The sequence below is a fragment of the Bradyrhizobium sp. ma5 genome, assembly GCF_042258955.1.
GTDB lineage: Bacteria > Pseudomonadota > Alphaproteobacteria > Rhizobiales > Xanthobacteraceae > Bradyrhizobium.
In genome coordinates, this window is record NZ_CP170156.1 from 3273618 (window position 1) to 3297445 (window position 23828).

At 63.9% G+C, this 23828-nt stretch carries 22 protein-coding genes; 16 read left to right on the forward strand and 6 right to left on the reverse strand.

Annotation, left to right across the window (positions count from 1 at the left end; genetic code table 11):
- Positions 1 to 8: 8 nt before the first annotated feature.
- Genes leuC through ACE103_RS14965 form a run of 3 tightly spaced genes read left to right on the forward strand, consistent with a single transcriptional unit; the run spans position 9 to position 3406 of the window.
- Positions 9 to 1415 carry a 3-isopropylmalate dehydratase large subunit gene (gene leuC / locus ACE103_RS14955; RefSeq protein ID WP_375780034.1) on the forward strand — a complete coding sequence of 469 codons (1407 nt, stop codon included), beginning with the start codon at positions 9 to 11 and terminating at the stop codon, positions 1413 to 1415.
- Positions 1412 to 2023, forward strand: coding sequence for a 3-isopropylmalate dehydratase small subunit (gene leuD / locus ACE103_RS14960; protein ID WP_375780035.1), 612 nt, complete (start codon positions 1412 to 1414; stop codon positions 2021 to 2023). Before leuC ends, leuD begins: the two co-directional genes overlap by 4 nt.
- A gap of 60 nt (positions 2024 to 2083) precedes the next feature.
- Positions 2084 to 3406, forward strand: coding sequence for a 2-hydroxycarboxylate transporter family protein (locus ACE103_RS14965; RefSeq protein WP_375780036.1), 1323 nt, complete (start codon positions 2084 to 2086; stop codon positions 3404 to 3406).
- A gap of 52 nt (positions 3407 to 3458) precedes the next feature.
- On the opposite strand, the gene ACE103_RS14970 is transcribed toward ACE103_RS14965, so the two are convergent.
- Positions 3459 to 4037, reverse strand: coding sequence for a TetR/AcrR family transcriptional regulator (locus ACE103_RS14970; protein WP_375780037.1), 579 nt, complete (start codon positions 4035 to 4037; stop codon positions 3459 to 3461).
- Positions 4038 to 4183: 146 nt separating this feature from the next.
- Here ACE103_RS14970 and ACE103_RS14975 point away from each other — a divergent pair, with 146 nt between their 5' ends.
- From ACE103_RS14975 to ACE103_RS14985, 3 genes are all read left to right on the forward strand, one after another.
- Complete coding sequence (locus tag ACE103_RS14975) at positions 4184 to 5077, forward strand: oxidoreductase (RefSeq protein ID WP_375780038.1); 894 nt, start codon at positions 4184 to 4186, stop codon at positions 5075 to 5077.
- 2 nt (positions 5078 to 5079) lie between these two features.
- Positions 5080 to 5502, forward strand: coding sequence for an SgcJ/EcaC family oxidoreductase (locus ACE103_RS14980; protein WP_375780039.1), 423 nt, complete (start codon positions 5080 to 5082; stop codon positions 5500 to 5502).
- A gap of 401 nt (positions 5503 to 5903) precedes the next feature.
- Positions 5904 to 8507 carry an MASE1 domain-containing protein gene (locus ACE103_RS14985; protein ID WP_375780040.1) on the forward strand — a complete coding sequence of 868 codons (2604 nt, stop codon included), beginning with the start codon at positions 5904 to 5906 and terminating at the stop codon, positions 8505 to 8507.
- A 126-nt stretch (positions 8508 to 8633) separates the two neighbouring features.
- On the opposite strand, the gene frc is transcribed toward ACE103_RS14985, so the two are convergent.
- The 3 genes from frc to ACE103_RS15000 all read right to left on the reverse strand — a co-directional run bounded on the left by frc (position 8634) and on the right by ACE103_RS15000 (position 12491).
- The gene (gene frc, locus ACE103_RS14990) at positions 8634 to 9911 is read right to left on the reverse strand and encodes a formyl-CoA transferase (protein ID WP_223968423.1); all 1278 of its coding nucleotides are present in this window, start codon (positions 9909 to 9911) and stop codon (positions 8634 to 8636) included.
- Between the two features lie 64 nt (positions 9912 to 9975).
- Complete coding sequence (gene oxc, locus ACE103_RS14995) at positions 9976 to 11706, reverse strand: oxalyl-CoA decarboxylase (RefSeq protein ID WP_375780041.1); 1731 nt, start codon at positions 11704 to 11706, stop codon at positions 9976 to 9978.
- 89 nt (positions 11707 to 11795) lie between these two features.
- Complete coding sequence (locus ACE103_RS15000) at positions 11796 to 12491, reverse strand: GntR family transcriptional regulator (RefSeq protein ID WP_051346457.1); 696 nt, start codon at positions 12489 to 12491, stop codon at positions 11796 to 11798.
- 217 nt (positions 12492 to 12708) lie between these two features.
- Between ACE103_RS15000 and ACE103_RS15005 the strand changes: the two genes are divergently transcribed.
- The 6 genes from ACE103_RS15005 to ACE103_RS15030 all read left to right on the forward strand — a co-directional run bounded on the left by ACE103_RS15005 (position 12709) and on the right by ACE103_RS15030 (position 17956).
- Positions 12709 to 14838: an acetate--CoA ligase family protein gene (locus ACE103_RS15005; RefSeq protein WP_223968425.1), complete on the forward strand. Its 2130-nt coding sequence runs from the start codon at positions 12709 to 12711 to the stop codon at positions 14836 to 14838.
- A gap of 266 nt (positions 14839 to 15104) precedes the next feature.
- Complete coding sequence (locus tag ACE103_RS15010) at positions 15105 to 15902, forward strand: sterol desaturase family protein (protein ID WP_375780042.1); 798 nt, start codon at positions 15105 to 15107, stop codon at positions 15900 to 15902.
- Positions 15889 to 16266: a hypothetical protein gene (locus ACE103_RS15015; RefSeq protein WP_375780043.1), complete on the forward strand. Its 378-nt coding sequence runs from the start codon at positions 15889 to 15891 to the stop codon at positions 16264 to 16266. Before ACE103_RS15010 ends, ACE103_RS15015 begins: the two co-directional genes overlap by 14 nt.
- Before the next feature lie 12 nt (positions 16267 to 16278).
- A complete protein-coding gene (locus ACE103_RS15020; RefSeq protein ID WP_375780044.1) occupies positions 16279 to 16476 on the forward strand; it encodes a hypothetical protein in 198 nt (65 codons plus the stop codon).
- 28 nt (positions 16477 to 16504) lie between these two features.
- Positions 16505 to 16813, forward strand: a complete 309-nt coding sequence (locus ACE103_RS15025) for a DUF6166 domain-containing protein (protein WP_223968428.1) — start codon at positions 16505 to 16507, stop codon at positions 16811 to 16813.
- Between the two features lie 33 nt (positions 16814 to 16846).
- Positions 16847 to 17956, forward strand: coding sequence for a Zn-dependent alcohol dehydrogenase (locus ACE103_RS15030; RefSeq protein ID WP_375780045.1), 1110 nt, complete (start codon positions 16847 to 16849; stop codon positions 17954 to 17956).
- Between the two features lie 4 nt (positions 17957 to 17960).
- On the opposite strand, the gene ACE103_RS15035 is transcribed toward ACE103_RS15030, so the two are convergent.
- Both ACE103_RS15035 and ACE103_RS15040 read right to left on the reverse strand, forming a co-directional pair.
- Entirely contained in the window at positions 17961 to 18719 is a 759-nt protein-coding gene (locus tag ACE103_RS15035) for a GntR family transcriptional regulator (protein ID WP_375780046.1), read from the reverse strand.
- Between the two features lie 116 nt (positions 18720 to 18835).
- Complete coding sequence (locus ACE103_RS15040) at positions 18836 to 20248, reverse strand: MFS transporter (RefSeq protein WP_375780047.1); 1413 nt, start codon at positions 20246 to 20248, stop codon at positions 18836 to 18838.
- Between the two features lie 365 nt (positions 20249 to 20613).
- On the opposite strand from ACE103_RS15040, the gene ACE103_RS15045 reads away from it, so the two are divergent.
- The 4 genes from ACE103_RS15045 to ACE103_RS15060 all read left to right on the forward strand — a co-directional run bounded on the left by ACE103_RS15045 (position 20614) and on the right by ACE103_RS15060 (position 23804).
- A complete protein-coding gene (locus ACE103_RS15045) occupies positions 20614 to 21021 on the forward strand; it encodes a hypothetical protein (RefSeq protein ID WP_223968435.1) in 408 nt (135 codons plus the stop codon).
- Between the two features lie 148 nt (positions 21022 to 21169).
- Positions 21170 to 21964 (forward strand): NYN domain-containing protein, encoded by a 795-nt coding sequence (locus tag ACE103_RS15050; RefSeq protein WP_375780048.1) that lies wholly within the window; start codon positions 21170 to 21172, stop codon positions 21962 to 21964.
- Between the two features lie 217 nt (positions 21965 to 22181).
- On the forward strand, positions 22182 to 22571 hold the full coding sequence (locus ACE103_RS15055) for a DUF1236 domain-containing protein (protein WP_212310961.1): 390 nt from the start codon (positions 22182 to 22184) through the stop codon (positions 22569 to 22571).
- 171 nt (positions 22572 to 22742) lie between these two features.
- Positions 22743 to 23804, forward strand: a complete 1062-nt coding sequence (locus ACE103_RS15060; protein ID WP_375780049.1) for a ketopantoate reductase family protein — start codon at positions 22743 to 22745, stop codon at positions 23802 to 23804.
- Positions 23805 to 23828 lie beyond the last annotated feature (24 nt).

Here is a 23828-nt window from a genome sequence, read left to right on the forward strand (position 1 = left end):
GAGGCAGAATGCCGGGGCGCACGCTCTACGACAAGCTGGTCGACGCGCATGTGGTGCGGCGGATCGACGACGACGGTCTTGTTCTGCTCTACGTCGATCGCACGGTGCTCAACGAGTACACCAGTCCGCAGGCTTTCGCAGGATTGCGCGCCACCGGGCGCGGGGTCTGGAATCCGTCGGCGGCTCTCATGGTCGTCGACCATGTCAATCCGACCGCGGCACGTCGAACGCGCCGGATGCCCGACGCCGAAGCGGCGCGGCAGGTCGACTATTTCGCCGAGAACGCGCGCGATTTCGGCATCGAGTATTTCGACATCATGGATCCCCGGCAGGGCATCGAGCACGTCGTTGCGCCGGAGCAGGGCCTGGTGATGCCGGGAATGGTCATCGCTGCGGGAGACAGCCACACTACGGCCTACGGGGCGTTCGGCGCGCTCGGATACGGGATCGGCACATCCGACATCGAGCACTATTTGGCGACCTCGACGGTCCGCTACCGTCGCCTGAAGACGATGCGTATCAACGTGGCCGGGCACCTGCCGCTCGGGGTCGCGCCCAAGGACATCGTCATGGAGATCATCCGGCGCATCGGCGCGGACGGTGCGACCGGCTATGCGGTCGAGTTCGCGGGGCCCGCCGTGCGCGACATGAGCGTCGAAGGGCGCATCGTGATGTCGATCATGATCGTCGAGGCCGGCGCACGCGGCGTCGTCGTCGCGCCCGACCAGAAGGTTCTCGATTATCTCGAGGGACGGCCGCGGGCGCCAAAACGCGAGATGTGGGACCGTGCTGCCCGCGCCTGGTTGCAGCTTGGCTCCGATCCCGACGCCCGGTTCGACCGCGAGATGACGGTCGACGCCGGAGAGGTCGCGCCGGTCGTGACGTGGGGCACCAGTCCCGATCAGGCGATCGCAGTCACCGGTCAGGTGCCGGATCCCGAAAACAACGCCGCTGCCGTCCGTGCCTTGAGCTATATGGGGTTGCAGGCGGGCACGCCGATTCAATCGGTCCCGATCGATTTCGCCTTCATCGGCTCATGCACGAATTCCCGCATCGAGGACCTGCGCGAGGCAGCAAAGGTCTTCCGCGGCCGTCATGTCGCGGCGGGTGTTCGCGCGATCGTCGTTCCCGGCTCGACGCAGGTCAGGGCGCAGGCCGAAATCGAAGGGATCGCTCAGATCCTGATCGATGCCGGCGTCGAGTGGCGGCAGTCCGGCTGCTCGATGTGCCTTGCGATGAACGACGACATTCTTGCGCCGGGTCAACGATCCGCTTCATCGACCAACCGCAATTTCGAGGGGCGGCAGGGCCCGGGTGCCCGGACCCATTTGATGAGCCCCGCAATGGTCGCGGCTGCGGCGGTCACCGGCCGCATCACCGACGTGCGCGCCCTGATCAAGGAAGGTACGCAATGACGCCGTTCCATTGCGTGACCGGAACCGCGGCGCCGATGATGACGCCCAATGTCGATACCGACGTGATCATGCCCAAGATGTTCCTCAAGGGGATCGATCGCAGCGGGCTCGGCGAGGGGGCCTTCAATCTCCTTCGCTTCAACGCGGGCAGGCCCAACCCCGACTTCGTCTTGAACCAGAACGGATACCGCGACGCCTGCTTCCTCGTGGTCGGTCCGAATTTCGGCTGCGGATCGAGCCGCGAGCATGCGGTGTGGGGGCTTCAGCAACTCGGCATCCGCGCGCTGATAGGCACGACGTTCGCCGGCATCTTCAACGACAATTGCGCCAACAACGGCCTGCTCACGATCAGCCTCGATGCGGCCACGTGCGGCGCTCTCGCCGATGCCGTCTCCGATCCGGCAAGCAACCGCCTCACCGTCGATCTCGAGCAACAGACCATCCGGATCGAGGGCGGGAATGGCCGGATCGTGCGCTTTGCGATCGAGGCCGCCAGGAAAGAGGCATTCCTCACGGGACGGGATGCGATCGGCTCCACGCTCGCCTTTGCCGACGACATCCGCGCCTTCGAGGCCCGGCACAGGGCTGAGAATCCCTGGATGTTCTGAGCCGGACGCCGGGCGCCGTGGCGACGCTCAACGACTAGAAAACCATCAAGGGAGGCTTTCTTGACCGACACGACCGTTAAACTCAACGATGCGACGGACTCGCCCGGCTCGTCCGCATCTGCCGCACTGAAGATCGGACCGTTGCCGATTGGTGTCTATCTCTTCGCTGCGCTTGTCTGCTCGGTCGCCGTCTATTCGGGAAAGCTTCCGAACGACGTGATCGGTGGCCTTTCCGTCCTGATGCTGCTTGGCTTCCTTCTCGGCAAGCTCGGTCAGACCATTCCGGTCCTGAAGCAAATCGGCGGCACGGCGATCTTGTGCCTGTTCGTTCCCGCGGCGCTCGTCAGCTACGGACTGATGCCCGAGCCCGCCCTCAAGGCCATCACGACGACGTTTCGTACCGCCAACTTTCAGTATTTCTTCATCGCGTGTCTTGTCGCAGGCTCGATCCTGGGGATGCCCCACCGCGTCCTGGTGCAGGGCTTTCTCAAGATGTTCATTCCGCTGCTGATCGGGACCCTGAGCGCGGTCGTGATCGGCATCGCGGTCGGCATGCTGTTCGGTCACAGCCCGAGGGATACGTTCTTCTTCGTGATCATACCGATCATCGGGGGCGGTCTGGCGGAGGGCGTGTTGCCGCTGTCCATCGCTTACTCGGAAATGCTTCATCAACCGCAGGCCGACCTTGTCGCGCAGATGGTCCCTGCGGCATTGCTGGGAAATGTGGTTGCCATCGTCACCGCCGGATTGCTGGTTCGGCTGGGCGAGAAGCGACGGGATCTCAATGGTCAGGGCATGCTGGTCAAGACCGGAGATGAAGGCATCCTCGGCCCCGCGCGATCCGATCGTCCGATCGATCTCGGCCTTCTCGGTGCCGGAATCGTGCTGTCGTGCGTGCTGTTCGTGCTCGGCATGGTGCTGGCGCCGTACACCGGCATTCCCGGACCGATCCTCATGATCATCGCAGCCGTCACCCTCAAGCTGACGAGGACGCTTCCCGCCGAGATGGAACTCGGCGCCTACCAGATCAACAAATTCATGTCGACCAATCTCACCTTTGCGATCCTGGTCGCGATGGGAACATTGCTTGTGTCGTGGCAGCAGCTCGTCGCGTCGTTCAATCCCGGCTACATCTCGATCTGCACCGCGACCGTGCTCGCGATGACGGCGTCCGGGTTCTTCGTCGGAAAGTGGCTGAACATGTATCCGATCGAGGCTGCGGTCGTGACCGCATGCCACTCCGGACTGGGAGGCACCGGCGACGTCGCGATCCTCGGAGCCGCTGATCGCATGGGGCTGATGGCCTTTGCCCAGATATCGACACGGGTCGGAGGGGCAATCATGATCGTGATCGCGACTCTGCTGATGAAGGCGCTGTCCTGATTGCCGCACGGCGCGATCGACCGGAAGGCCGCGCCGCCAGGCCGCATCTTGCTCAGCTTGCAGCCGCGCCTGGCCGGATCAGGGCGCGCATCAGCTCCTCGACGAGGGTTGTTGCTTTGGGCCAGCGCAAGGTGGGCTTGTTGATCTGGAGCGAGATCACGCCGTGGGTCGCCGCCCATAGCAGCAGTGACAGCCGTTCTGCATCTTCCGCCTCGCGGCCGGGCGTCGCCGCGAGGATATCCTTGATCAGCGCCACCACGCGGATCTGGATCGCACGCCCGAACGTTGCTGCTTTCGGATCGCTCAGGCCGGATATCACGCGGCCTTCGTACAGCATCTTGTAATGGCCCGGCCGTTCCAGCCCGAAACGGACTGTGGCGAAGACGCCGGCACGCAGGCGCTCCCATGCACCGCTGCCGGCTGCCTCTTCCGCCTTGGTGCGCAGCGCGACGAGTTCATCGAACAGCTTTTGCAGAACCGCAAGCAGCAGCGCGTCGCGATCGGCGAAGTGCGGATAGACCGACGGTGCGGCGATGCCGGCCTGCTTGGCGACCGCGCGCAGTGAAACGCCTTCGCATGAGCCGGCTTTTTCGATCAGCGTAATGGCGGCCACGAGGATGTCCTCGCGCAATTGTCCGCCTTCGCCTCTCGCATTCCGTTGACGCGCCTTCATCCGATTCCTTTGGCTGATGCCCGTAACCTTACGCGCGTTCGGCTTGACCTGTAAACTTAACGGATGTAAGTTAACATATGTAAGTTCATGAAATCGGAGATCCGATGACGACCACCATATCCTCAGGCGGCGCCTTCACACCCGCCGGGACCACCTTGACGCTCAATCGCATGGGCTTTGGCGCAATGCAGTTGACGGGGCCCATGGTATGGGGACCACCCAAGGACCACTCAGCCGCGCTTGCCGTTCTGCGGGAGGCTGTCCGCTGCGGCGTCAACCACATCGATACGAGCGACTATTACGGTCCGCACATCGCCAATCAGATCATCAAGGAAGCTCTGCACCCTTACCCCGCCGGCCTCACCATCGTGACCAAGGTCGGCGCGCGCCGGGGTCCGGACAAATCCTGGCCCCAGGCGATCTCCCGGCAGGAATTGATCGACGCCGTGCACGACAATCTGCGCAATCTCGGCCTTGATGTGCTCGATGTCGTCAATCTGCGCCTCGGCGGCCAATTCGGCCCCGACGACAGTTCGGTGGAAGCGTCGCTCTCCGTGCTGGCCGAATTGCAGCAGCGAGGTTTGATCCGCCATATCGGCCTGAGCAACATTTCCCATGCGCAGTTCGAAGAAGGCAGCAGGATCGCCGCCATCGTCTGCGTGCAGAACCACTATAATCTGGCGCATCGCATCGACGACGCCTTGATCGACGACCTCGCGGCCAGGCAGGTCGCCTATGTGCCGTTTTTCCCCCTGGGTGGATTCCGCCCGCTCAACTCGCCCATTCTGGACGGCGTCGCGCAAAGCCTCGGCGCAACGACCCGTCAGGTCGCGCTCGCATGGTTGCTGCAGCGCGCGCCGAACGTGCTGTTGATCGCCGGCACGTCATCGGTCGCGCATCTCCACCAGAATTTTGCAGCCGGCGCCCTGCAACTGCCGCCCGAGGCGATCGCGCAACTCGACAGCATCGCAGCAGCCAGCAAGCAGGGGCAACGTTGACAATGAGCAGCAAGACGGACGCGCGCGAGGAGCGGGCGCTCAACGCAATCAACGCACTGCTCGCCGATATCAAGGCCGCCTGGGCCGCCAACGACGCTGACCGGATGGCGCAGTCCTTCGCGGAGGACGCGATTTTCGTCCCGTTCAACGGTTCGCGCCTGCTCGGCCGCGCGGCCATCGCAAAATTTCACGCACAGCCCTTCGCAACGGAGCTTCAGGGATCGCGGCTGCTCGTCGATCTCGTCGACATCCGCCCGCTGTCGGAGACGCTTTATCTCGTCTCGACCAGCGGCGGACCGGCGAGGCAGGGGCAGGAGAGCCCTCCTCAGGCGACGCAGAGCTATATATGCCAGGATATCGGCGACCGATGGGCCATCCTGTTCTTCCAGAACACGCCCGTTCGCTCGCCTCCCGGCGCTCCGTGACTATTTCAGGGTGCGAAGTAGATCTCGTGTCTCCGCTACCCCATTAGAGTTCCGCCGCCCCTCGCAAATCACGGCCGCGGATTGCCTGTTTTGCCCAGATAAGATGCAGATGAGGCCAGGGTCCGCTTCTGACCCGAAGCGGTCATGAGAGCGGCAGCGAGAGTTCTTGCGCCAACGGCGAAAATGATTGCTGATGATCCGACCGAAACGCGGCGGGATCGGATCGATTCGTAGTCCGGATACCACCGCGCGCGTAGCGTACCACCGCCGTTAGGTCAACGGTGCTGCCCGATGGCCTCTCGTTCCGAAGTTGCCTAGCGCCTCTCTACTCACGATCGTGCGGCCATGTTTTGGTCAAAACTGCGTCCGCATTGTTGAGATGCCCACTGCAAAGGCTCGCGATGGAAAGGGCAACGTTCGCCAAGGCCGGGATTTTCGCTTTTGGCGACGCGCGGAGCGTTGCGACCTACGCGGTCGAAATCCTGATAGTTGCCGCAATTTATGCTGGCGTTGCCGAATCCGCGCGGTTCCTTCCCGCAATAAATCCAACCGCGACACCGCTATGGCCACCAACCGGGCTTGCGCTCGCCCTGGTCCTGCTGCGCGGCTACCGGATCTGGCCCGCGATCGTGGTGGGGGCCATCTCTTCGTATCTCATGGCCGACCGATCGCTCCTGGAGTTCGGCGCCGCCGGGATCGGCAGCCTCCTTGCCGCATGTGCCGGGACATGGTTGATCGGCCGCTGGTCGAACGGTCGCCAGACGTTTGCCACACCATCCGGTGTCGCAAAGTTTGCAATCATTTCCTTTGCGCCGACCACGATGATCAGTTCAGCCATCGCCTTGGCCGGCTTCACGTTCGCCAACGAATCGAATTTTTCCGATTCCGTCGTGGCCGGGGTGACCTGGTGGCTTGCGGACGCTGCCGGCGCCCTGGTGATTGCTCCGGTCATCGTGCTCTGGGCGACGATGCCCTTACGCATTGCTTCCAGATGGGCGCTGTTGGAATCGATTACGGTCGCTGCTCTCGCCGGTATGATCGGGCTCGCGGCTTACAGCCCGTTGATCGGTAGCGATCTCGTCAGCAACGGCCTCGACGTGTTGCTGCCACATCGGAGCCTTCTGGGCTTTCTGGTTCTGCTGCCCTTGATCTGGGCCGCTCTGCGCGGCGATCGATGCACCGTGGCGACGGCCGCGTTCATTTTCATCGGAACCGCCGTGTGGGGGTTCTCGGTGGGGAATGATCCATTTCCGAAAATCGATCCGAACGGAGCGCTGTTATCCCTGCTCGTGCTTTCGATCATCGTGTCGGCGCCGCCTCTTGCCCTGGCCGCGGCAAGCGCGACGCGCCAGGCCAGGGAAGCCCATTTGCTTTCCGTCCAGGATCAGCTGAACGGTCAACTCGAACGGAAAGCGTTGGCGCTCGACAGCATCAGACGGCACTTCCAGACCCTGATCGAAGGCGTCGTCGACTACGCAATTTTTGCGCTTGATCGAGAAGGGCACGTGACGAGCTGGAATAGCACTGCTCAAACGATCATCGGCTACAGCTCGGAAGAAATCATCGGCAAGCACTTCGGGATATTCTATCGGCCGGATGAACGCCGCGCGGGTTCTCCGACACACGCGCTGGAGTCGGCAATCGAAAGCGGCAAGTACGACGTAGAGGGTTGGCGTATCAGGAAGAATGGTACGCCGTTTTTCATCACGGGCTCAGTCTCATCGAGCCATGATGACGCAGGAAATCTGATCGGTTTCATCAGTATCCTGCGCGATGCGACGGAGCGCCGCGACGCGGAGGAAAAGCTGGTCCAGGCGCGCGAACAGCTCGCGATGTCTCAGAAGATGGAGGCAATCGGCAAGCTGACCGGCGGGATCGCGCACGACTTCAACAATCTCTTGATGATCATCGGAGGCAGTGCCCAGATATTTCAACGCCTGCTTGATCCAAAACTGCCAAAAGCCATCGACGCCATACAAACCGCAGCCAAACGGGGCGAGAGTCTCACGCGCCAATTGTTGACATTCTCTCGTCACCAGCATCTCAGCCCGACGGTCGTCGATCTGAATGCGTCCATCAAGAACATGCGGACCATGATCGAGAGCTCGCTGCGCGGCAACATCGTGTACAACGAGAACGTTGGCGAGGCTGTTTCGCCGGTCAAGGTTGACCTTGCCGAACTTGAACTTGCGATCGTCAACATTGCCGTCAATGCGCGAGACGCAATGACAAGCGGCGGCACATTCACGTTGTCGGTCCACGCGGTCACCGCAAATCAGGAAACCGGCGGCGATCGCCGTGGCAAGGCCTTCTTTGCGATCACACTTGGCGATACGGGCACCGGTATTCCGCCAAATCTTCTGTCCAAGATGTTCGATCCGTTTTTCACGACCAAGGAGGTCGGAAAAGGGACCGGGCTCGGTTTGTCCCAGGTTTACGGTTTTGCGCACCAGGCGGGCGGAACGGTGACGGCAGACAGCAAGGTCGGACAAGGAACAACGATTACAATCTATCTGCCGTCCTGTGCGGACGAGCAGATCACCAACAAAGAGCTCGCCGCCGCCCGGGCAAGGCCACGGCAGCCGCCGCGGCAGACGGTCCTCGTTGTCGACGACAGCCCCGAAGTGGCGGATGTGACATCATCGCTGTTCGAGCATCTGGGTTATGAAACCATCTATCGAGATTCGGCCGAAGCGGCATTGAAACTGCTCGATACCGGTACAAGGATCGATCTCGTCTTCAGCGATATCGTCATGCCAGGGACCATCGATGGCGTCGGGCTCGCGAGAGAAGTTCGGTCGCGGTACCCCGGTTTGCCGATAGCCCTTACTACCGGTTACAGCGATGCCGCAAAAGCCGCTCCGCCAAGTCTAAAAATACTCCGCAAGCCGTTCGATACCGAGGCGCTGAGAGACTTTATCCAGGATCTTGCGCCGCCGAGATCGACGCGCTCATCCGGCATACCTTTGGCGTCAGGCACTTCCGACGCGGCGCGCAGAAATTGAGCGGTCGCACCATCATGAGGGCTCGATCCCATCAACGTCCGCGTTGATGGGAGAGCAGACGACCAGCCGGAAAAAAAATGGCCGCGGTTGCCCGCGGCCATTTGTCGTCTCGTCTGTGCGCAGCCGTTACTCGGCGGCCTGCTTGCGCGGCGGGTCGAGCGCGCCGGAGTCGTGGATCTCGGCGACCTGGTGATCGCTGAAGCCGAGCACCTCGCGCAGGATCTCGTCGGTGTGCTCGCCGAGCAGCGGCGAACGGGCGACTTCGCTCGGCGAATCCGACAGCTTGATCGGGTTGCCGACCGAGATGTACTTGCCGCGGGTCGGGTGATCGACCTCGACCACGGTGCCGGTCGCGCGCAGCGACTGGTCTTCGGCGATCTCCTTCATCGACAGGATCGGGCCGCAGGGGATGTCGTCCTTGTTGAGGATCTCCATCGCCTCGAACTTGGTCTTGGTCATCGTCCACTGCTCGATGCGGGCGAAGATCTCGTTGAGGCGCGGCAGGCGGGCCGGCGGCTTGGCGTAGTTCGGATCGGTCTTCCAGGTCGGCTCGCCGATCACGTCGCAGATCTTCTCCCAGACCGGGGCCTGGGTGATGAAGTAGATGTAGGCGTTCGGGTCGGTCTCCCAGCCCTTGCACTTCAGGATGCGGCCGGGCTGGCCGCCGCCGGAATCGTTGCCGGCGCGCGGCACGGCATCGCCGAACGGAATGCCTTCGCCGAACTGGCTGTATTCCTTCAGCGGGCCGTGGGCGAGGCGCTGCTGGTCGCGCATCTTGACACGGGCGAGGTTGAGCACGCCGTCCTGCATCGCCGCGGTGACGCGCTGGCCCTTGCCCGAATGGGTGCGCTGGTAGAGTGCGGTGACGATGCCGAGTGCGAGGTGCAACCCGGTGCCGCTGTCGCCGATCTGCGCGCCGGTGACCAGCGGCAGGCCGTCGCGGAAGCCGGTGGTCGAGGCGGCACCGCCGGTGCACTGCGCGACGTTCTCGTAGACCTTGCAATCCTCATACGGGCCGGGGCCGAAACCCTTGATCGAGGCGACGATCAGCTTGGGGTTGATGGCCTGGATCTTCTCCCAGGGGAAGCCCATGCGATCGAGCACGCCGGGGCCGAAATTCTCGACCAGCACGTCGCACTGCTTGATCAGCGCGGTCAGCACTTCCTTGCCCTTCGGGTTCTTGGTGTCGAGGGTGATCGAGCGCTTGTTGTGGTTCAGCATGGTGAAATACAGGCTGTCCACGTTCGGGATGTCCTGCAACTGGCCGCGCGTGATGTCGCCGACGCCGGGACGCTCGACCTTGATCACGTCGGCGCCGAACCAGGCCAGCAATTGCGTGCAGGTCGGGCCCGACTGGACGTGGGTGAAATCGAGAATGCGAACGCCCTTGAGCGCCTTGGTCATAATGTATGCTCCGTACTCTGGTCTACCCCTGCACCCGCAGGGAAAATGGGTTGAAGGGGATTGCTTACTTTTTCTTCAGAACGCTCTGAGGATTGAGGTTGCCGATGCGGCCGCTCTCCGAGCCCGCCGCCGGATCGATCACGGCGTTGATCAAGGTCGGCTTGCCGGAATCCAGTGCCGCATTGACCGCGCGCTTCAGCTCGTCGGGCGAGGTGGCGTTGACGCCGACGCCGCCGAAGGCTTCCATCATCTTGTCGTAGCGCGAGCCTTTGACGAACACGGTGGTGGCCGGATCGTCGCCGGCGCTGTTGACGTCGGTGCCGCGATAGATGCCGTCATTGTTGAAGATCACGATGCAGATCGGCAGCTTGTAGCGGCAGATGGTCTCGACCTCCATGCCGGAGAAGCCAAAGGCGCTGTCGCCTTCGACCGCGAGCACGGGCAGGCCTGTCTCGACCGCAGCCGCGATCGAATAGCCCATGCCGATGCCCATCACGCCCCAGGTGCCGACGTCGAGCCGCTTGCGCGGCTTGTGCATGTCGACGACGCCGCGGGCGAGGTCGAGCGTGTTGGCGCCTTCGTTGACGAAGATGGTGTCGGGACGTTCCGTAATGATCGTACGCAGCGCGCCGAGCGCACCGTGATAATCCATCGGCGATGCGTTGCTCATCAGCTTCGGCGCCATCTTGGCGACGTTGTCGTCGCGCTTCTTCGCCACGGTCGCGAGCCAGTCGCTCGGTGCGGCCGACCAGTTGGCGCCCATGGCGTCGAGGAACGCGGACACGCAGGAGCCGATATCGCCGACCACGGGGGCGACGATCTCGACGTTGGAATCCATTTCCTTCGGCTCGATGTCGACCTGGATGAACTTCTTCGGAGCGTCACCCCAGGTCTTGCCCTTGCCGTGCGAGAGCAGCCAGTTGAGGCGGGCACCGATCAGCATCACGACATCGGCTTCCTTCAGCACGGTCGAGCGCGCCGCACCCGCGCATTGCGGATGCAGATCGGGCAGCAGGCCCTTGGCCATGCTCATCGGCAGGAACGGCACGCCGCTCTTCTCGACGAAATTCTTGATCGCCTCGTCGGCCTGCGCATAGGCCGCGCCCTTGCCGAGGATGATCAGCGGACGCTTTGCGTTCTTCAGCACGTCGAGCGCGCGCTTGACCGCCGACGGGGCAGGGAGCTGGGCCGGCGCGGCATCGATCACCTTGACCAGCGACTTCTCGCCGGCCGCCGCGTCCATGACCTGGCCGAACAGCTTTGCGGGCAGATCGAGATAGACGCCGCCGGGACGGCCCGACACCGCGGCGCGGATCGCGCGCGCAAGGCCGATGCCAATGTCCTGGGCGTGCAGCACGCGGAACGCCGCCTTGCAGAGCGGTTTTGCGATCGCGAGCTGATCCATTTCCTCGTAGTCGCCCTGCTGCAAATCGACGATCTCGCGCTCGGACGAGCCCGAGATCAGGATCATCGGGAAGCAGTTGGTGGTGGCGTGGGCAAGCGCGGTGAGGCCGTTGAGGAAGCCGGGCGCCGACACCGTGAGGCAGACGCCGGGGCGCTTGGTCAGGAAGCCGGCGATCGAGGCCGCATAGCCGGCATTCTGCTCATGGCGGAACGAGAGCACGCGAATGCCCTCCGCCTGGGCCATGCGGCCCAGGTCCGTGATCGGGATACCCGGCACACCATAGACGGTGTCGATGCCGTTGAGCTTGAGCGCATCGATGACGAGGTGGAAGCCATCGGTTAGTTCCTGCTCGGTGCCCGGTGCCTCGGACTTCGTAGCGGTATTCAGCATCGGCATCGTCTCCCTGATCGTTCTTGGTTCGGACGATCTGATTGTCGTCTGAAGCGGGTGTGGACTCTCAAACTTACGTGAACGGTTTTCTACGTGAATAATTCTTGGCCATGCGCCTCGACATAGGCGGCAAGGCCGAGCGTGTGATCGCGCGCGCGCTTTTCGGCGAGCTCGGTGTCGCGCGCTTCCAGCGCCTCGATGATTCCGAGATGCTCGGGCAGGGAGGTCGCGGTACGGTCCTTGCGGCCGATCGTGAGCTGGCGATAGCCGCGCACATGCAGCAGCAGGTCGTTGGTGAGGTCGACCAGCACAGGCGATTCGGACAGCGAGATCAGCGCCTGGTGGAAGGCGATGTTGGCCTTGGAATATTCCTCGACGTGATCCTGCGGCAGGCGATCGTCGCTGAAGTCCTTGAAGAAGTCGCGCAGCGACGAGATGTCCTTCTTCCGCGCTGTGGTCGTGATCAGGCGCGCCGCCATGCTCTCCAGCGCCGCCCAGGCGCGGATCATGTCGACGATCTCCGCCTTGGTGCGGCGGACCACAACGATGCCGCGGCGCGGCACGGTCTTCACGAATCCGTCCTGCTCGAGCATCGCAATCGCTTCGCGGATCGGCGTGCGGCTGACGCCGAGACGCTCGGACAATGCGCGCTCGTCGAGCATCACGGGCTCCGGCGTCGCGTAGATGTCCATCTTCAGGATCGCTTCTTTCAAGGCCTCATAGGCCTTGTTCTTGAAGCTCGTCTCCGGGGCGATCCGGACGATGGCAATATCTGTGTCAGCCATAGTGGGCGACGCCTTGGTCTGTTTCGGTTCTGGCACGACTCGTCTCCTCCTCTTGGAGACGTCTTCTTAGCAGAAGAAAGTACCTTAGATTTTTGGCATGCCAAATACCAGAATGTCAAGCTGCCCATATTTTTCGGCATTTTTGGGCATCAACCGACCTTGACAATTACGTTTTTGGCATACCAAATGCCACGAAATCTGTCCCAGGAGGAAGCCAATGTCAAATTCGAAGGATGCGGTCCGCAAAATTCTCGATGCGGTCAGGGCCGACAAGCGCACGAGCCTCACCGCGCCCGAAGGCAAGGTGGTCTGCGACGCCTACGGCATTCCGGTGCCGAAAGAGGGCGTCGCCAAGTCGGCCGCCGAGGCCGCCCGGATCGCCTCCGACATGGGCTTCCCGGTCGTGATGAAGATCGTCTCGCCCGACATCCTGCACAAGACCGAGGCGGGCGGCGTGATTGTCGGCGTCAAGAGCGCCGCGGACGCCGAGAAGAGCTACGAGACCATTCTGGCCAACGCCAAGAAATATAAGGCCGATGCCAAGATCGAGGGCATCCAGGTCCAGCAGATGCTGGGCGGCGGCACCGAGGTGATCGTCGGCTCGATCACCGACGGCTCGTTCGGCAAGCTGGTCGCCTTCGGCCTCGGCGGCGTGCTGGTCGAAATCCTCAAGGACATCACCTTCCGCCTCGCGCCCGCGACCAAGGACGATGCGCTGTCGATGCTCGACGGCATTCAGGCCCATGAGATGCTGAAGGGCGTGCGCGGCGGCGAGCCGGTCAACCGCGAGGCGCTCGCCGACGTCATCGTCAAGGTGTCGCAACTGGTCAGCGATTTCCCGGAGATCGTCGAACTCGACCTCAATCCGGTGTTCGCCACCAGCAAGAACGCGATCGCCGCCGACGTCCGCATCGTCGTCGACTTCGACTACAAGCCGCGCCCGGCGCCGCGCCCGACCGAAGAGATCGTCGCCGCGATGAGCCGCATCATGCAGCCGAAGGGCGTCGCCGTGATCGGCGCCTCCGCCGAGGACGGCAAGATCGGCAACTCGGTGATGAAGAACCTCATCAACGGCGGCTACAAGGGTGAGATCTATCCGATCCACCCGAAGGCCGCGGAGATCCTCGGCTACAAGGCCTACAAGAGCGTCAAGGACGTGCCCGGCGTGATCGACACCGCGGTGTTTGCGATCCCGGCGAAATTCGTCGCCGGCGCGCTCGTCGAGTGCGGCGAGAAGAAAATCCCCGGCGCGGTGCTGATTCCCTCGGGCTTCGCCGAAGCCGGCGCACCCGAATTGCAGGCCGAGATCGTCGAGGTCGGCAAGAAGTACAACATCCGCCTGATGGGGCCGAACATTTACGGCTTCTATTATACCCCGGCCAACCTCTGCGCCACGTTCTGCACCGCCTATGACGTCAAGGGCCATGCCGCGCTGTCGTCGCAGTCGGGCGGCATCGGTATGGCGATCATCGGCTTCTCGCGCTCGGCCAAGATGGGCGTGTCGGCGATCGTCGGCCTCGGCAACAAGTCTGACATTGACGAGGACGATCTGCTCGCCTTCTTCGAGCAGGACCCCAACACCAATCTGATCGCGCAGCATTGCGAGGACCTGAAGGACGGCCGGGCCTTCGCGGAGGCGGCCAAGCGCGTCTCCAAGAAGAAGCCGGTGGTCGTGCTGAAGGCCGGCCGCACCTCGGCTGGTGCGAAGGCGGCGTCGTCGCACACCGGCGCGCTCGCCGGCAACGACAAGATCTACGAGGACGTGTTCAAGCAGTCCGGCGTGATCCGCGCGCGCTCGCTCCGGCAGCTGCTGGAATTCGCTCGCGGCGTACCGGTGCTGCCGACGCCGAAGGGCGAGAATGTCCTGATCATCACCGGCGCCGGCGGCTCGGGCGTGCTGCTATCGGACTCCGTCGTCGACAACGGCCTGTCGCTGATGCAGATGCCGCCGGATCTCGATGCGGCGTTCCGCAAGTTCATCCCGCCGTTCGGCGCGGCCGGAAATCCTGTGGATATCACCGGCGGCGAGCCGCCGATCACCTACGTCAACACCGTGAAGCTCGGTCTCTCCGATGAGCGTATCCACGCGCTGATCCTCGGCTACTGGCACACCATCGTGACGCCGCCGATGGTGTTCGCCCGGAACATGGTCGAGGTGAAGAAGGAGATGGAGGCCAAGGGCTTCGTGAAGCCGATCGTCGCCTCGCTCGCCGGCGACGTCGAAGTCGAGGAAGCCGCCGAATATCTCTACCAGAATGGCATTCCGGCCTACGCCTATTCGACCGAACTGCCGGTCGAGGTGCTGGGTGCCAAGTACAAATGGGCCCGCGGCGCGGGACTGCTCTGATCGTCTGATCTGTCGAAGACCAGCCGCCCCGGACATCGTCCGGGGCGGCTTTTTATTGGGCTCCTGTCTGAGCCTTGCCGCCGAGGTGGGCGGGAAGGGCGGTATCACCCGATCGTTCGAAACCAGCCCGGGCTTTGCTGCTCCGTCCTGCGCGGGTTCCGTGCGCCGTCCCTGCTTCCCGATCGCATGCCGCGCACCAAGGCAGCTTGCCTTTCGCATCTGATGTGCTACTGATATGTCAGATAACGACGATGGAGGACGCCGCGATGGAGTTGGCTGCAACAGGGATGACCGACCGCCAGCGCAAATATCGCGCGACCTACCGCGAGCGCGTGGTGGGCTGGTACAATGGCTGGCTGCACGTCGTGCTGATCTACACGATCGGCTTCACCGCGCTGTACGTCTATTTGGCCAATGTGCACAACGTGAAATGGTGGGAATACCTCACCATTCCGGCGGTGTTCCTGATTGCGAACTTCTTCGAATGGGCGGTGCATCGCTTCGTCATGCACAGGCCGTCGAACGTGCCGCTGCTACGCGCGATCTACAGCCGCCACACGCTGATGCACCATCAGTTCTTCACCGAGGAGGAGATGCGCTTCGCCGATCATCACGACTGGCGCGTCACCTTCTTCCCGCCCTATGCGCTCGTGGTGTTCACCCTGATGTCGATCCCGCCGGCGATCGTCGCCGGTCTCGTGATCTCGGCCAATACCGGCTGGCTGCTGATCACCACGACCACGTCGATGTACCTGATCTACGAATTCATGCATTTCTGCTGTCACGTCGAGGAAAACGCCTTCGTGCGCAACATGCCGTTCGTCAACACCATCCGCCGGCATCATACCGCCCATCACAACCAGTCGATCATGATGGAGCGGAACATGAACCTCACCTTCCCGGTGATGGACTATGTGTTCGGCACCTCCGATCTCAACCGCGGCCTGCTGGGCCACGTCTTCAACGGCTACAGCACGCGCTACGTGAAGACCGACATGCGACGCACGGCGCGGACGCCGCGGGTCGCGGTGAAGGAGCAATCGGTGCCGCATGCCGCAGCTTGAACCCAATCTCGCTGGCCTCGCCTGGTTCGGCCTGCTGTGGAGCGTGTGCTGCATCGGCTTCCTGCAGCTCGCCGGCATGTATCCCTTGCGTGGACGCGCGGTTCTGGCGGTGACGATGACGACCGCCCTATGGGCGATGTTGCTCGCCGGCACGCTGGCATTCGCCCTGGTCGAGCTGCGCTGGACCACCGTCGTTGTGGTGGGCGGTGTGCTGTTCCTGTTCCTGCCCGGGCTGTTTCAGGCGTTGCCGGACTGGTGGCGCGACGGACGCGCGGGATTGCGGCTGTCCTGCTGCACCATGATTGCGGCGCTGGCGCTGCTGGTCGGCGTGGCTGCACCGTCGTTTCACATCTGGATGACCTGAAGGGAGGTCTCGATGCCAAGCCACATCAAGCTCATACTGTCGCTGGCGTGCCTCGCCACGGCGGCCTGCGGGTACTTCTTCATGGTCTATCTCGGACAGCAGGGACCGAGCTACGCGGTCGCGTTCCTCGGCGTATTCGCCACGGTCGCGATGTGGATCTTCCCCGAGGTCGTCAAGAAGGACCTCAAGATGCGCCCACCGGGATCCTGACATGATGCTGCAGCACAGGGAGATTCCGATGGCGAGCTATGCCGGGGACCGCACCATCGACGGCATTTCCGTGCTGGTCGACGGCGAGCCGCTGTCACCGCATTACGACCAGCTTCGGCTCACCGAACACGGCTTTGAATGGAGCTATGAGGGGCCCGAGCCGGCACAACTGGCTTTCGCGCTGCTCTACGATCATCTGCACGACGCCGTTGCTGCGAAGGCGCTGCACCAGAGCTTCATGCGGCGCATCGTCGCCAATTTCGGCAATGAATGGGAGCTCTCCTCGGCCGATCTCGACGAGGCGGTCGCGGCGCTGCGGTCCGGACGCACGGTGTAACCCCACGCTGATTTCCGGGCGAGAGAATATGAGATGACCCTGACCTGTCGCGCGGCGGTACTGCATCAAAGCGGAACGCTGCTCTCCATCGAGCGCGTTTCGCTTGCGCCGCCCACGCCGACCGATGTCGTGGTGAAGGTGCGTGCCGCGGGGCTCTGCCACACCGATCTGGAGGTGATCGACGGATCGCTGCGCTATCCCTTGCCGATGATCCTCGGGCACGAGGCCGCCGGCGTGGTCGAGGAGGTCGGCAGCGCGGTGCGCGACGTGCGCGCCGGGGATCACGTCATCCTGTCCTGGAATCCGCATTGCGGGCACTGCTTTCACTGCGACCGGGCGCAGCCGATCCTGTGCGAGACCTACCTCGCCAGGGGCGCGGAAGGCGTGCATTTCGACGGCGCGTCGAAAGCGCAGCTCGCGGGTGGCCGCAGCCTGGCGCATCTGATGTTCCTCGGCGCATTCTCGGAATATGTCGTGCTGCCGGCGCAGCAGGCGATCGTCGTGCCGAAGGACATCCCGTTCGATCGCGCCTGCCTGATCGGCTGCGGCGTCATGACCGGCGTTGGCGCCGCGCTGAACGTCGCCGCCATCGGCCACGGCGATATCGTGATGGTCACTGGCTGCGGTGCGGTCGGGCTGGCGGCGGTGCAGGGCGCCCGGCTCGCCGGCGCCGGCGCTGTTATCGCGGTCGACCTCGATGATGCAAAGCTTGCGCTGGCGCGGCAACTCGGCGCCACGCACGCCATCAACGCGGCGCGCGAGGACCCGGTCCAGTTCGCCAAGGAGGCGACGCACGGACGAGGGGCCGACGTCATCCTCGAGGCGGCAGGCCATCCCCAGGCATTTCGGCAGACCGCGGAGGCGGTGCGGCCGGGCGGTCAGGTGATCTGGCTCGGCAAGATCGACGTCACGCAAGACGTGAGTTTCCGCTGGGGCGCGTTGATGGGCGAGAAGCGATTTCGCCGCTCGAGCTACGGCGGCGCGCGGCCGCGGCGCGACTTCCCTCTGCTGGCGCAGGCCTATCTCGACGGCCGGCTCAAGCTCGACGAACTGATCACCGGCCGCTGCAGCCTCGACGGCATCAATGATGGTTTTGAGGTGCTGCGGCGCGGACGGTCGATCCGCACGGTCGTCGAGTTCTGAACGCTTATAGCGTCGAACGCGCAAAACTCTCGATGTAGTCGATCAGGCTGTCGGAGGCTGCGCCCGCGGCGTCGACGCGGCGCTCGGCGACGGCTTCGGCGACGTCGGCGTGCAGCCGCGCCGCAAGCGGCAGGTCGGCCGCTTCCTTGTAATGCTGATACCAGAACCGGCGCGACAGGCCGTGCATCAGGCCCATGGCGCGGGACGCGAACTCGTTGCGCGACGCCGCCGAGATCAGCGTGTTGAACTGGTGATCCAGCCGCATGAACAGCAGATCGTCGGATTTTTCCGACGCGCGGCGCATGCCGGCGGCGATCTCGGAGAATTGCTTGCGTTGCTCGGTGGTGGCGCGCTCAGCGGCGCCGCGCGCCATCAGCCGTTCCAGCTCGCGCCGCACCTCGAGCAGGCGGAGCTGGGCGCGCAGGTCGATCTCCGACACCAGCACGCCGCGACGGGCCAGGATGTTGACGAGGCCGTCGCGCGACAGCCGCTGCAACGCCTCGCGGATCGGGGTACGGCCGATGTCGAGCCGCTTGGCGAGCACGAGCTCGGACAGCGCGGTGCCGGGTGGCAGTTGCAGCGTCACGATCAGCTCTTCCAGCTCGGCATAGGCGCGATCGGTGAGGGTGACGTCGCCTTGCGGGAGCAGGGCCTGCGCGGCGGCGCGCGGCTTGCCGGCGGCGGCGGACGATGGCCGCGCCGGCCGGCGGTTTGCTGCTGCGCGGGCGCGCGCCGTGCTGGATCGTTTGCTCGAATCGGCCATCGGGATCTTGCGTGCTGCTATACAGCAGATATCTCACACGCCCTGATGGCACTGACAAGGCCGCTCGATCGGCGCTACACCGAATCCGGCTGCGTGCCGCGAGCAGCAGCGCATCATCAGTGCGAAATGCTCTCCAGCGTCCGGCCGCGGGTTTCCTCGCCGAGCAACAGCACCGCCAGCGCCGCCAGCACGAACGCGCCGGCGCCCAGTGCGAACACGCCGCTCTGTCCCGCCGCAGGCAGGATCACGCCGATCACATAGGGGCCGATCAGCGAACCGATTCGGCCGACCGCGGAGGCAAAGCCGGTTCCGGTGGCGCGGACATGGGTCGGGTACAGTTCAGGCGTATAGGCGTAGAGCGCCGACCACATGCCGAACAGGAAGAACTGCATGCAGAGGCCGGCGATGATGAGCTGGGTCTGGTCCGCCGCCGAGCCATAGAAGTGGCAGGCGATCGCGCCGCAGAGCAGGTTCATCACCAGCGTTGCCTTGCGGCCCCAGGATTCGACGAGCCACGCCGAGACCAGGAAGCCGGGGATGCCCGCGAGCGAGATCAGGATGGTGTAGAACACCGATTTGGTGATCGGGAATCCCTTGGCCTGCAGCAGCGCGCCGAGCCATGTGGTCAGACCATAGAAGCCGAGCAGCGCGAAGAACCACAAGGTCCACAACATCGCGGTCCGCTTGGCGTAGATGCCCGAAAACAGTGTCCTCAGGCCGGTCACTTCGGACGCGGGCGCGGCAGCCTGGCGCACCACCGGCGGCAGTTCCTTGCTGCCCAAACGATCGCGGACCCTGCTTTCGATGTCGCGCACGGTCGCTTCGGCGCGCTCGGAATAGCCGTGGGACGCAAGCCAGCGCGGCGATTCCGGAACGTAGCGTCGCACGATAAGCACGAACACGGCCGGGATCGCCTGCAGGATGAAGACCCAGCGCCAGTCCGCGACCTGCAGCACGAAATAGGTCAGCAGGCCCGATGCGATGAAGCCGAGCGGCCAAAACCCTTCGAGGAAAGCGATGTAGCGGCCGCGGTTCTTGGCCGGCATGATCTCCGAAACCATCGACTGCGCGACCGGAAACTCCATGCCCATGCCGAAGCCGAGCAGCAAGCGGGATGCGCCGAGCGCGGTCGCCGTCGTCGAGAGGCCGCAGCACAGGCTGCCCACTCCCCAGAAGATCATGCTGACCTGGAAGACGCGGGCGCGGCCGAAACGGTCGGCCAGCAGGCCGGCGGACGCGGCGCCAACGAACATGCCGAGGAAGCTCATGCTGGACAGCAGCCCGGTTTCCGCCGTCGACAGGCCGAAGGTCTGGCGGATCGAGCCGAGCACGAAGGTCAGCGCGGCCAGGTCCATGCTGTCGAAGAACCATGCGGTCGCGATGATGCCGAAGATCCAGCGCTGATAGGAGGTCAGCGGCAGGCGTTCGAGCCGTGCCGCGATGTCGGCGACCTGCTGCGCCTGCGCGGTGCGCGCGACGGCGGCCGGAGCCCGGCTTCCGGCCGATGCGGTGACGTCGGAAACGGTCATGCTGTCCTCCCCAAGTGGACGTTGCCGGGCTCTTGTCGGCCCGTTCTATAAAATGTCACACGGATAGCAGTGATATGTCAATTGGTGATCACGTGCGAATTGGCAACGTGAGCCGGCCTGCGGCGCCCGACTGGGCCAGGGACGAATCGGCGCGCGGCGCCGGCCCTCTGTGATCTGATCGACGTTCGATGCCGCTTCGGACATCTTCCGAAGCGGCATCAAAGCCCGGTTAACGGCATCCGAGAAATCGGGGCCTGTCCGATAATCCGGCTTTAATGGGGGGCCGACTAAAGGTCTTCCTGTTGCAGCGTACCGGATGCCGGGAGGTATCCGATCTTGGGTCCGGAGGAGGCGTTTTCCCCATCATGTCAGTTCAGGTCGATTTGGATTTTGCGAGCGATGATCGCGCAAGGGCGCAGATCGGCGCAGCGGTGAGCTATCTGCTGAGGGACGCGACCGGTGCCGCGCGTGAGCATGCGGTCGAGATAATTGTCGAGATGGTTCGCGATGTCGCAAGCCGGCCGGCCGGCCTCGAAGCGGCGTCGCTTCAGCCGCTCATGAGCGGCGTCACCTATCGGGATTTTGTGATCGATGCCTACCGGCGCGATGTCGATCGCTGGCGCGCGACCATCCGCCGGTCGAACGGCAAGAAGATCCGGATCGCGTCTCCGCCGTCGGTGCGCGACGAGGCGACGACGACGGCGGATGCGATCACCGCCGAGAAGGCCATCGAATTCGCGAGGCGCGCGATCGATATGGGCGAGGTGCTCTGACCACACCCAAGGGTGCATTCGCCGCGAAAGTCCCGGCAATGCCACCGACCCTATGCTTGGGACGCACGATGTGCTCCGATGCGGCGGCTGCGCCGGTTCCGGAACTATCCGCGCATCTTGATCCACCGTATCCCAGCAGAGAGAAGCCATGCCTTCCGAACTCCGTTCGCCCCGTCTGGCGGTCCTGATCGACGCCGACAATGCATCTGCAAGGATCGCCGATGGGCTGTTCGAGGAGATCGCCAAGATCGGTGAGGCCAGCGTGCGCCGCATCTATGGCGACTTCTCCAATCCGAGGTCCAAGGGCTGGGCCGACATTCTGTCCAAGCACGCCATCATCCCGCAGCAGCAATTCGCCTATACGACGGGCAAGAATGCATCCGACATCACCCTGGTGATCGACGCGATGGACCTGCTGCACAGCGGCCGGTTCGATGGATTCTGCCTGGTGTCGTCGGACAGTGATTTCACCCGGCTTGCCGCCCGCATCCGCGAGCACGGCATCGACGTATTCGGGTTCGGCGAGCAGAAGACGCCGGAGAGTTTTCGGCAGGCCTGCCGCAGGTTCGTCTATACCGAGAATTTGCGCGGCGGCGTGACGAGCAATCAGGACGCAGCGGTGCGCGCCCAGCCGTTGCAGCCGCCGGACGCCGCCACGCCCATCCTCAAGAAGGTGATCGGCCAGATGGCCAGCGAGGACGGCTGGGTGACGCTTGGCGAGGTCGGACGGCAATTGGCCAATCTGGCATCGGATTTCGATCAACGGACTTACGGCTTCCGCACCCTGAGCGAGCTGGTGCGCAGGACAAACGCGTTCGAGATCGAGCAGCCCAAGGGCGGGACGACGCGAATCCGCATCAAACCTTCAGCTGACGCCCCTGCGAAAGCACCTCCAAGACGGCGAACGCCAAGACGACGAGCCGGTCAAAAACCGCCGGAATGAACGGCGCGCAGCGCGCTCCTGCTCTGAACCATCTCTGAATCTGAACCAACGATGAATGCTGCTTCGGACATTATCCGGACCAGCATTTTCGTTTGTGCCGGAACTGAAGCGAGTTGCTGCGGAACTGGAATTTGCGCGCAAGTTGCCGAGTTGGAACTGGAACGTCTCGTTCCCTGCGATGTTGAAGGGGCGTCTCATAGCTCGGAGGAGGAGAATGATGAACAAGCGTTTTGCTGTTTCCCTTGTTGCCGCTGCGTCACTGCTTGCGTCCGGTTCGGCGTTCGCACAGTCCACGACTGCGGCGGGTGCCGCGAACGGTGCGCGGACCGGTGGCGAGATCGCAGGCCCGGTTGGCGAGATTGTCGGCGGCACCGTTGGTGCTGCGGTCGGTGCCGGCCTCGAGATTCCGAATGCGGTGATCACCTCGATCCCGCGCGACGAACCCTCGGTCGTGGTGCGCGAACGCGTCGTGGTCGGCGAGCCGCTGCCCGACACCGTCGTGCTGCGCCCGGTGCCGCGCTACACCGAATATCGCTACGCTGTTGTCAACGATCGCCGCGTGATCGTGGAGCCGCGCACCCGCCGTATCGTCAAGATCATCGATTGATCTGGATTTCCGACTGCGGACATCCTCGCGGGCTTGTCGCCCGCGGGGATTTTCGCATGGCACAGTCCCGCTTTTTCATGAGGCGCCTGATTGGCCTGACGGCCCGATCCCCTAGACTGGTCCGCAACAAGCGGACGCAGCCAGGGGCCGCCTCAAGAGCAGGGTGGAAACATGGGTCGGAAGATCGCGATCGTCGGTGCGGGTGCGGTCGGCGGCTATGCGGGTGCGCATATGGTGCAGGCGGGTGAGGACGTCACCTTCATCGATCCCTGGCCCGAGCATGTCGCGCACATGCGCAAGCACGGACTGCGCGTCACGCACGCGATGGACGTTGCGGAGTTCTCGGTGCCGGTGCGCGCGCTTGATGTCACCGACGCGCAGCAGCTGGCGAAGGAGAAGCCGGTCGACATCGCCTTCGTCTGCATGAAGTCCTACGACACCGCCTGGGCGACCATGCTGATCCGGCAGTATCTGGCGGCCGACGGCTACGTCGTGTCGCTGCAGAACTGCATGAACGAGGAGACGATCGCCGGCATCGTCGGCTGGGGCAAGACGCTCGGCTGCATTGCGAGCAGCATCACCGTGAACCTGCCCGAGCCCGGCCATATCCATCGCGGTGCCGGCAAGGGCGGGGCGGCGCATACCGTGTTTCGCGCCGGCGAGGTGCATGGCCGCGTCACTGCGCGGGCGGAGGAAGTCTGCCGCCTGGTCGGCTTCTCCGACAGCGCCAAGGTGACCTCTAATCTCTGGGGCGAACGCTGGTCCAAGCTCGTCGCCAACGTCATGGGCAACGGGCTGTCGGCCTGCACGGGTCTAGCGGGCGGCGAGGTGCTGCAAAGCGAACCGCTGCGCCGCTTCTCGACGCGGCTCGGCAGCGAGGCGATCCGCGTCGGCCAGGCGCAGGGCTATCAGCTGGAAGAGATCCTGCATCTGCCGCCGGAGACGATCGCGCGCGCCGGCGAGGGCGATGAGGCGGCCACCCGCGCCTGCGACGAGCAGCGGTTCAAGGATGCCAAGCGCACCTCATCGGCACAGCGTCCCTCGATGGGCCAGGACATGCAGAAGGGCCGCCGCACCGAGATCGAATTCCTCAACGGCTTTGTGGTGCGCGAGGGCGAGAAGCTCGGCCTCGCGTGCAATGCCAACGCCGCGCTGACCGACATCGTCAAGCGCGTCGAACGCGGCGAGCTTGCGCCGGATCCCCGGCACATTACGGAATTGCGGATGAATTGAGCAGCGTGTGTGCTGCGACGCGGC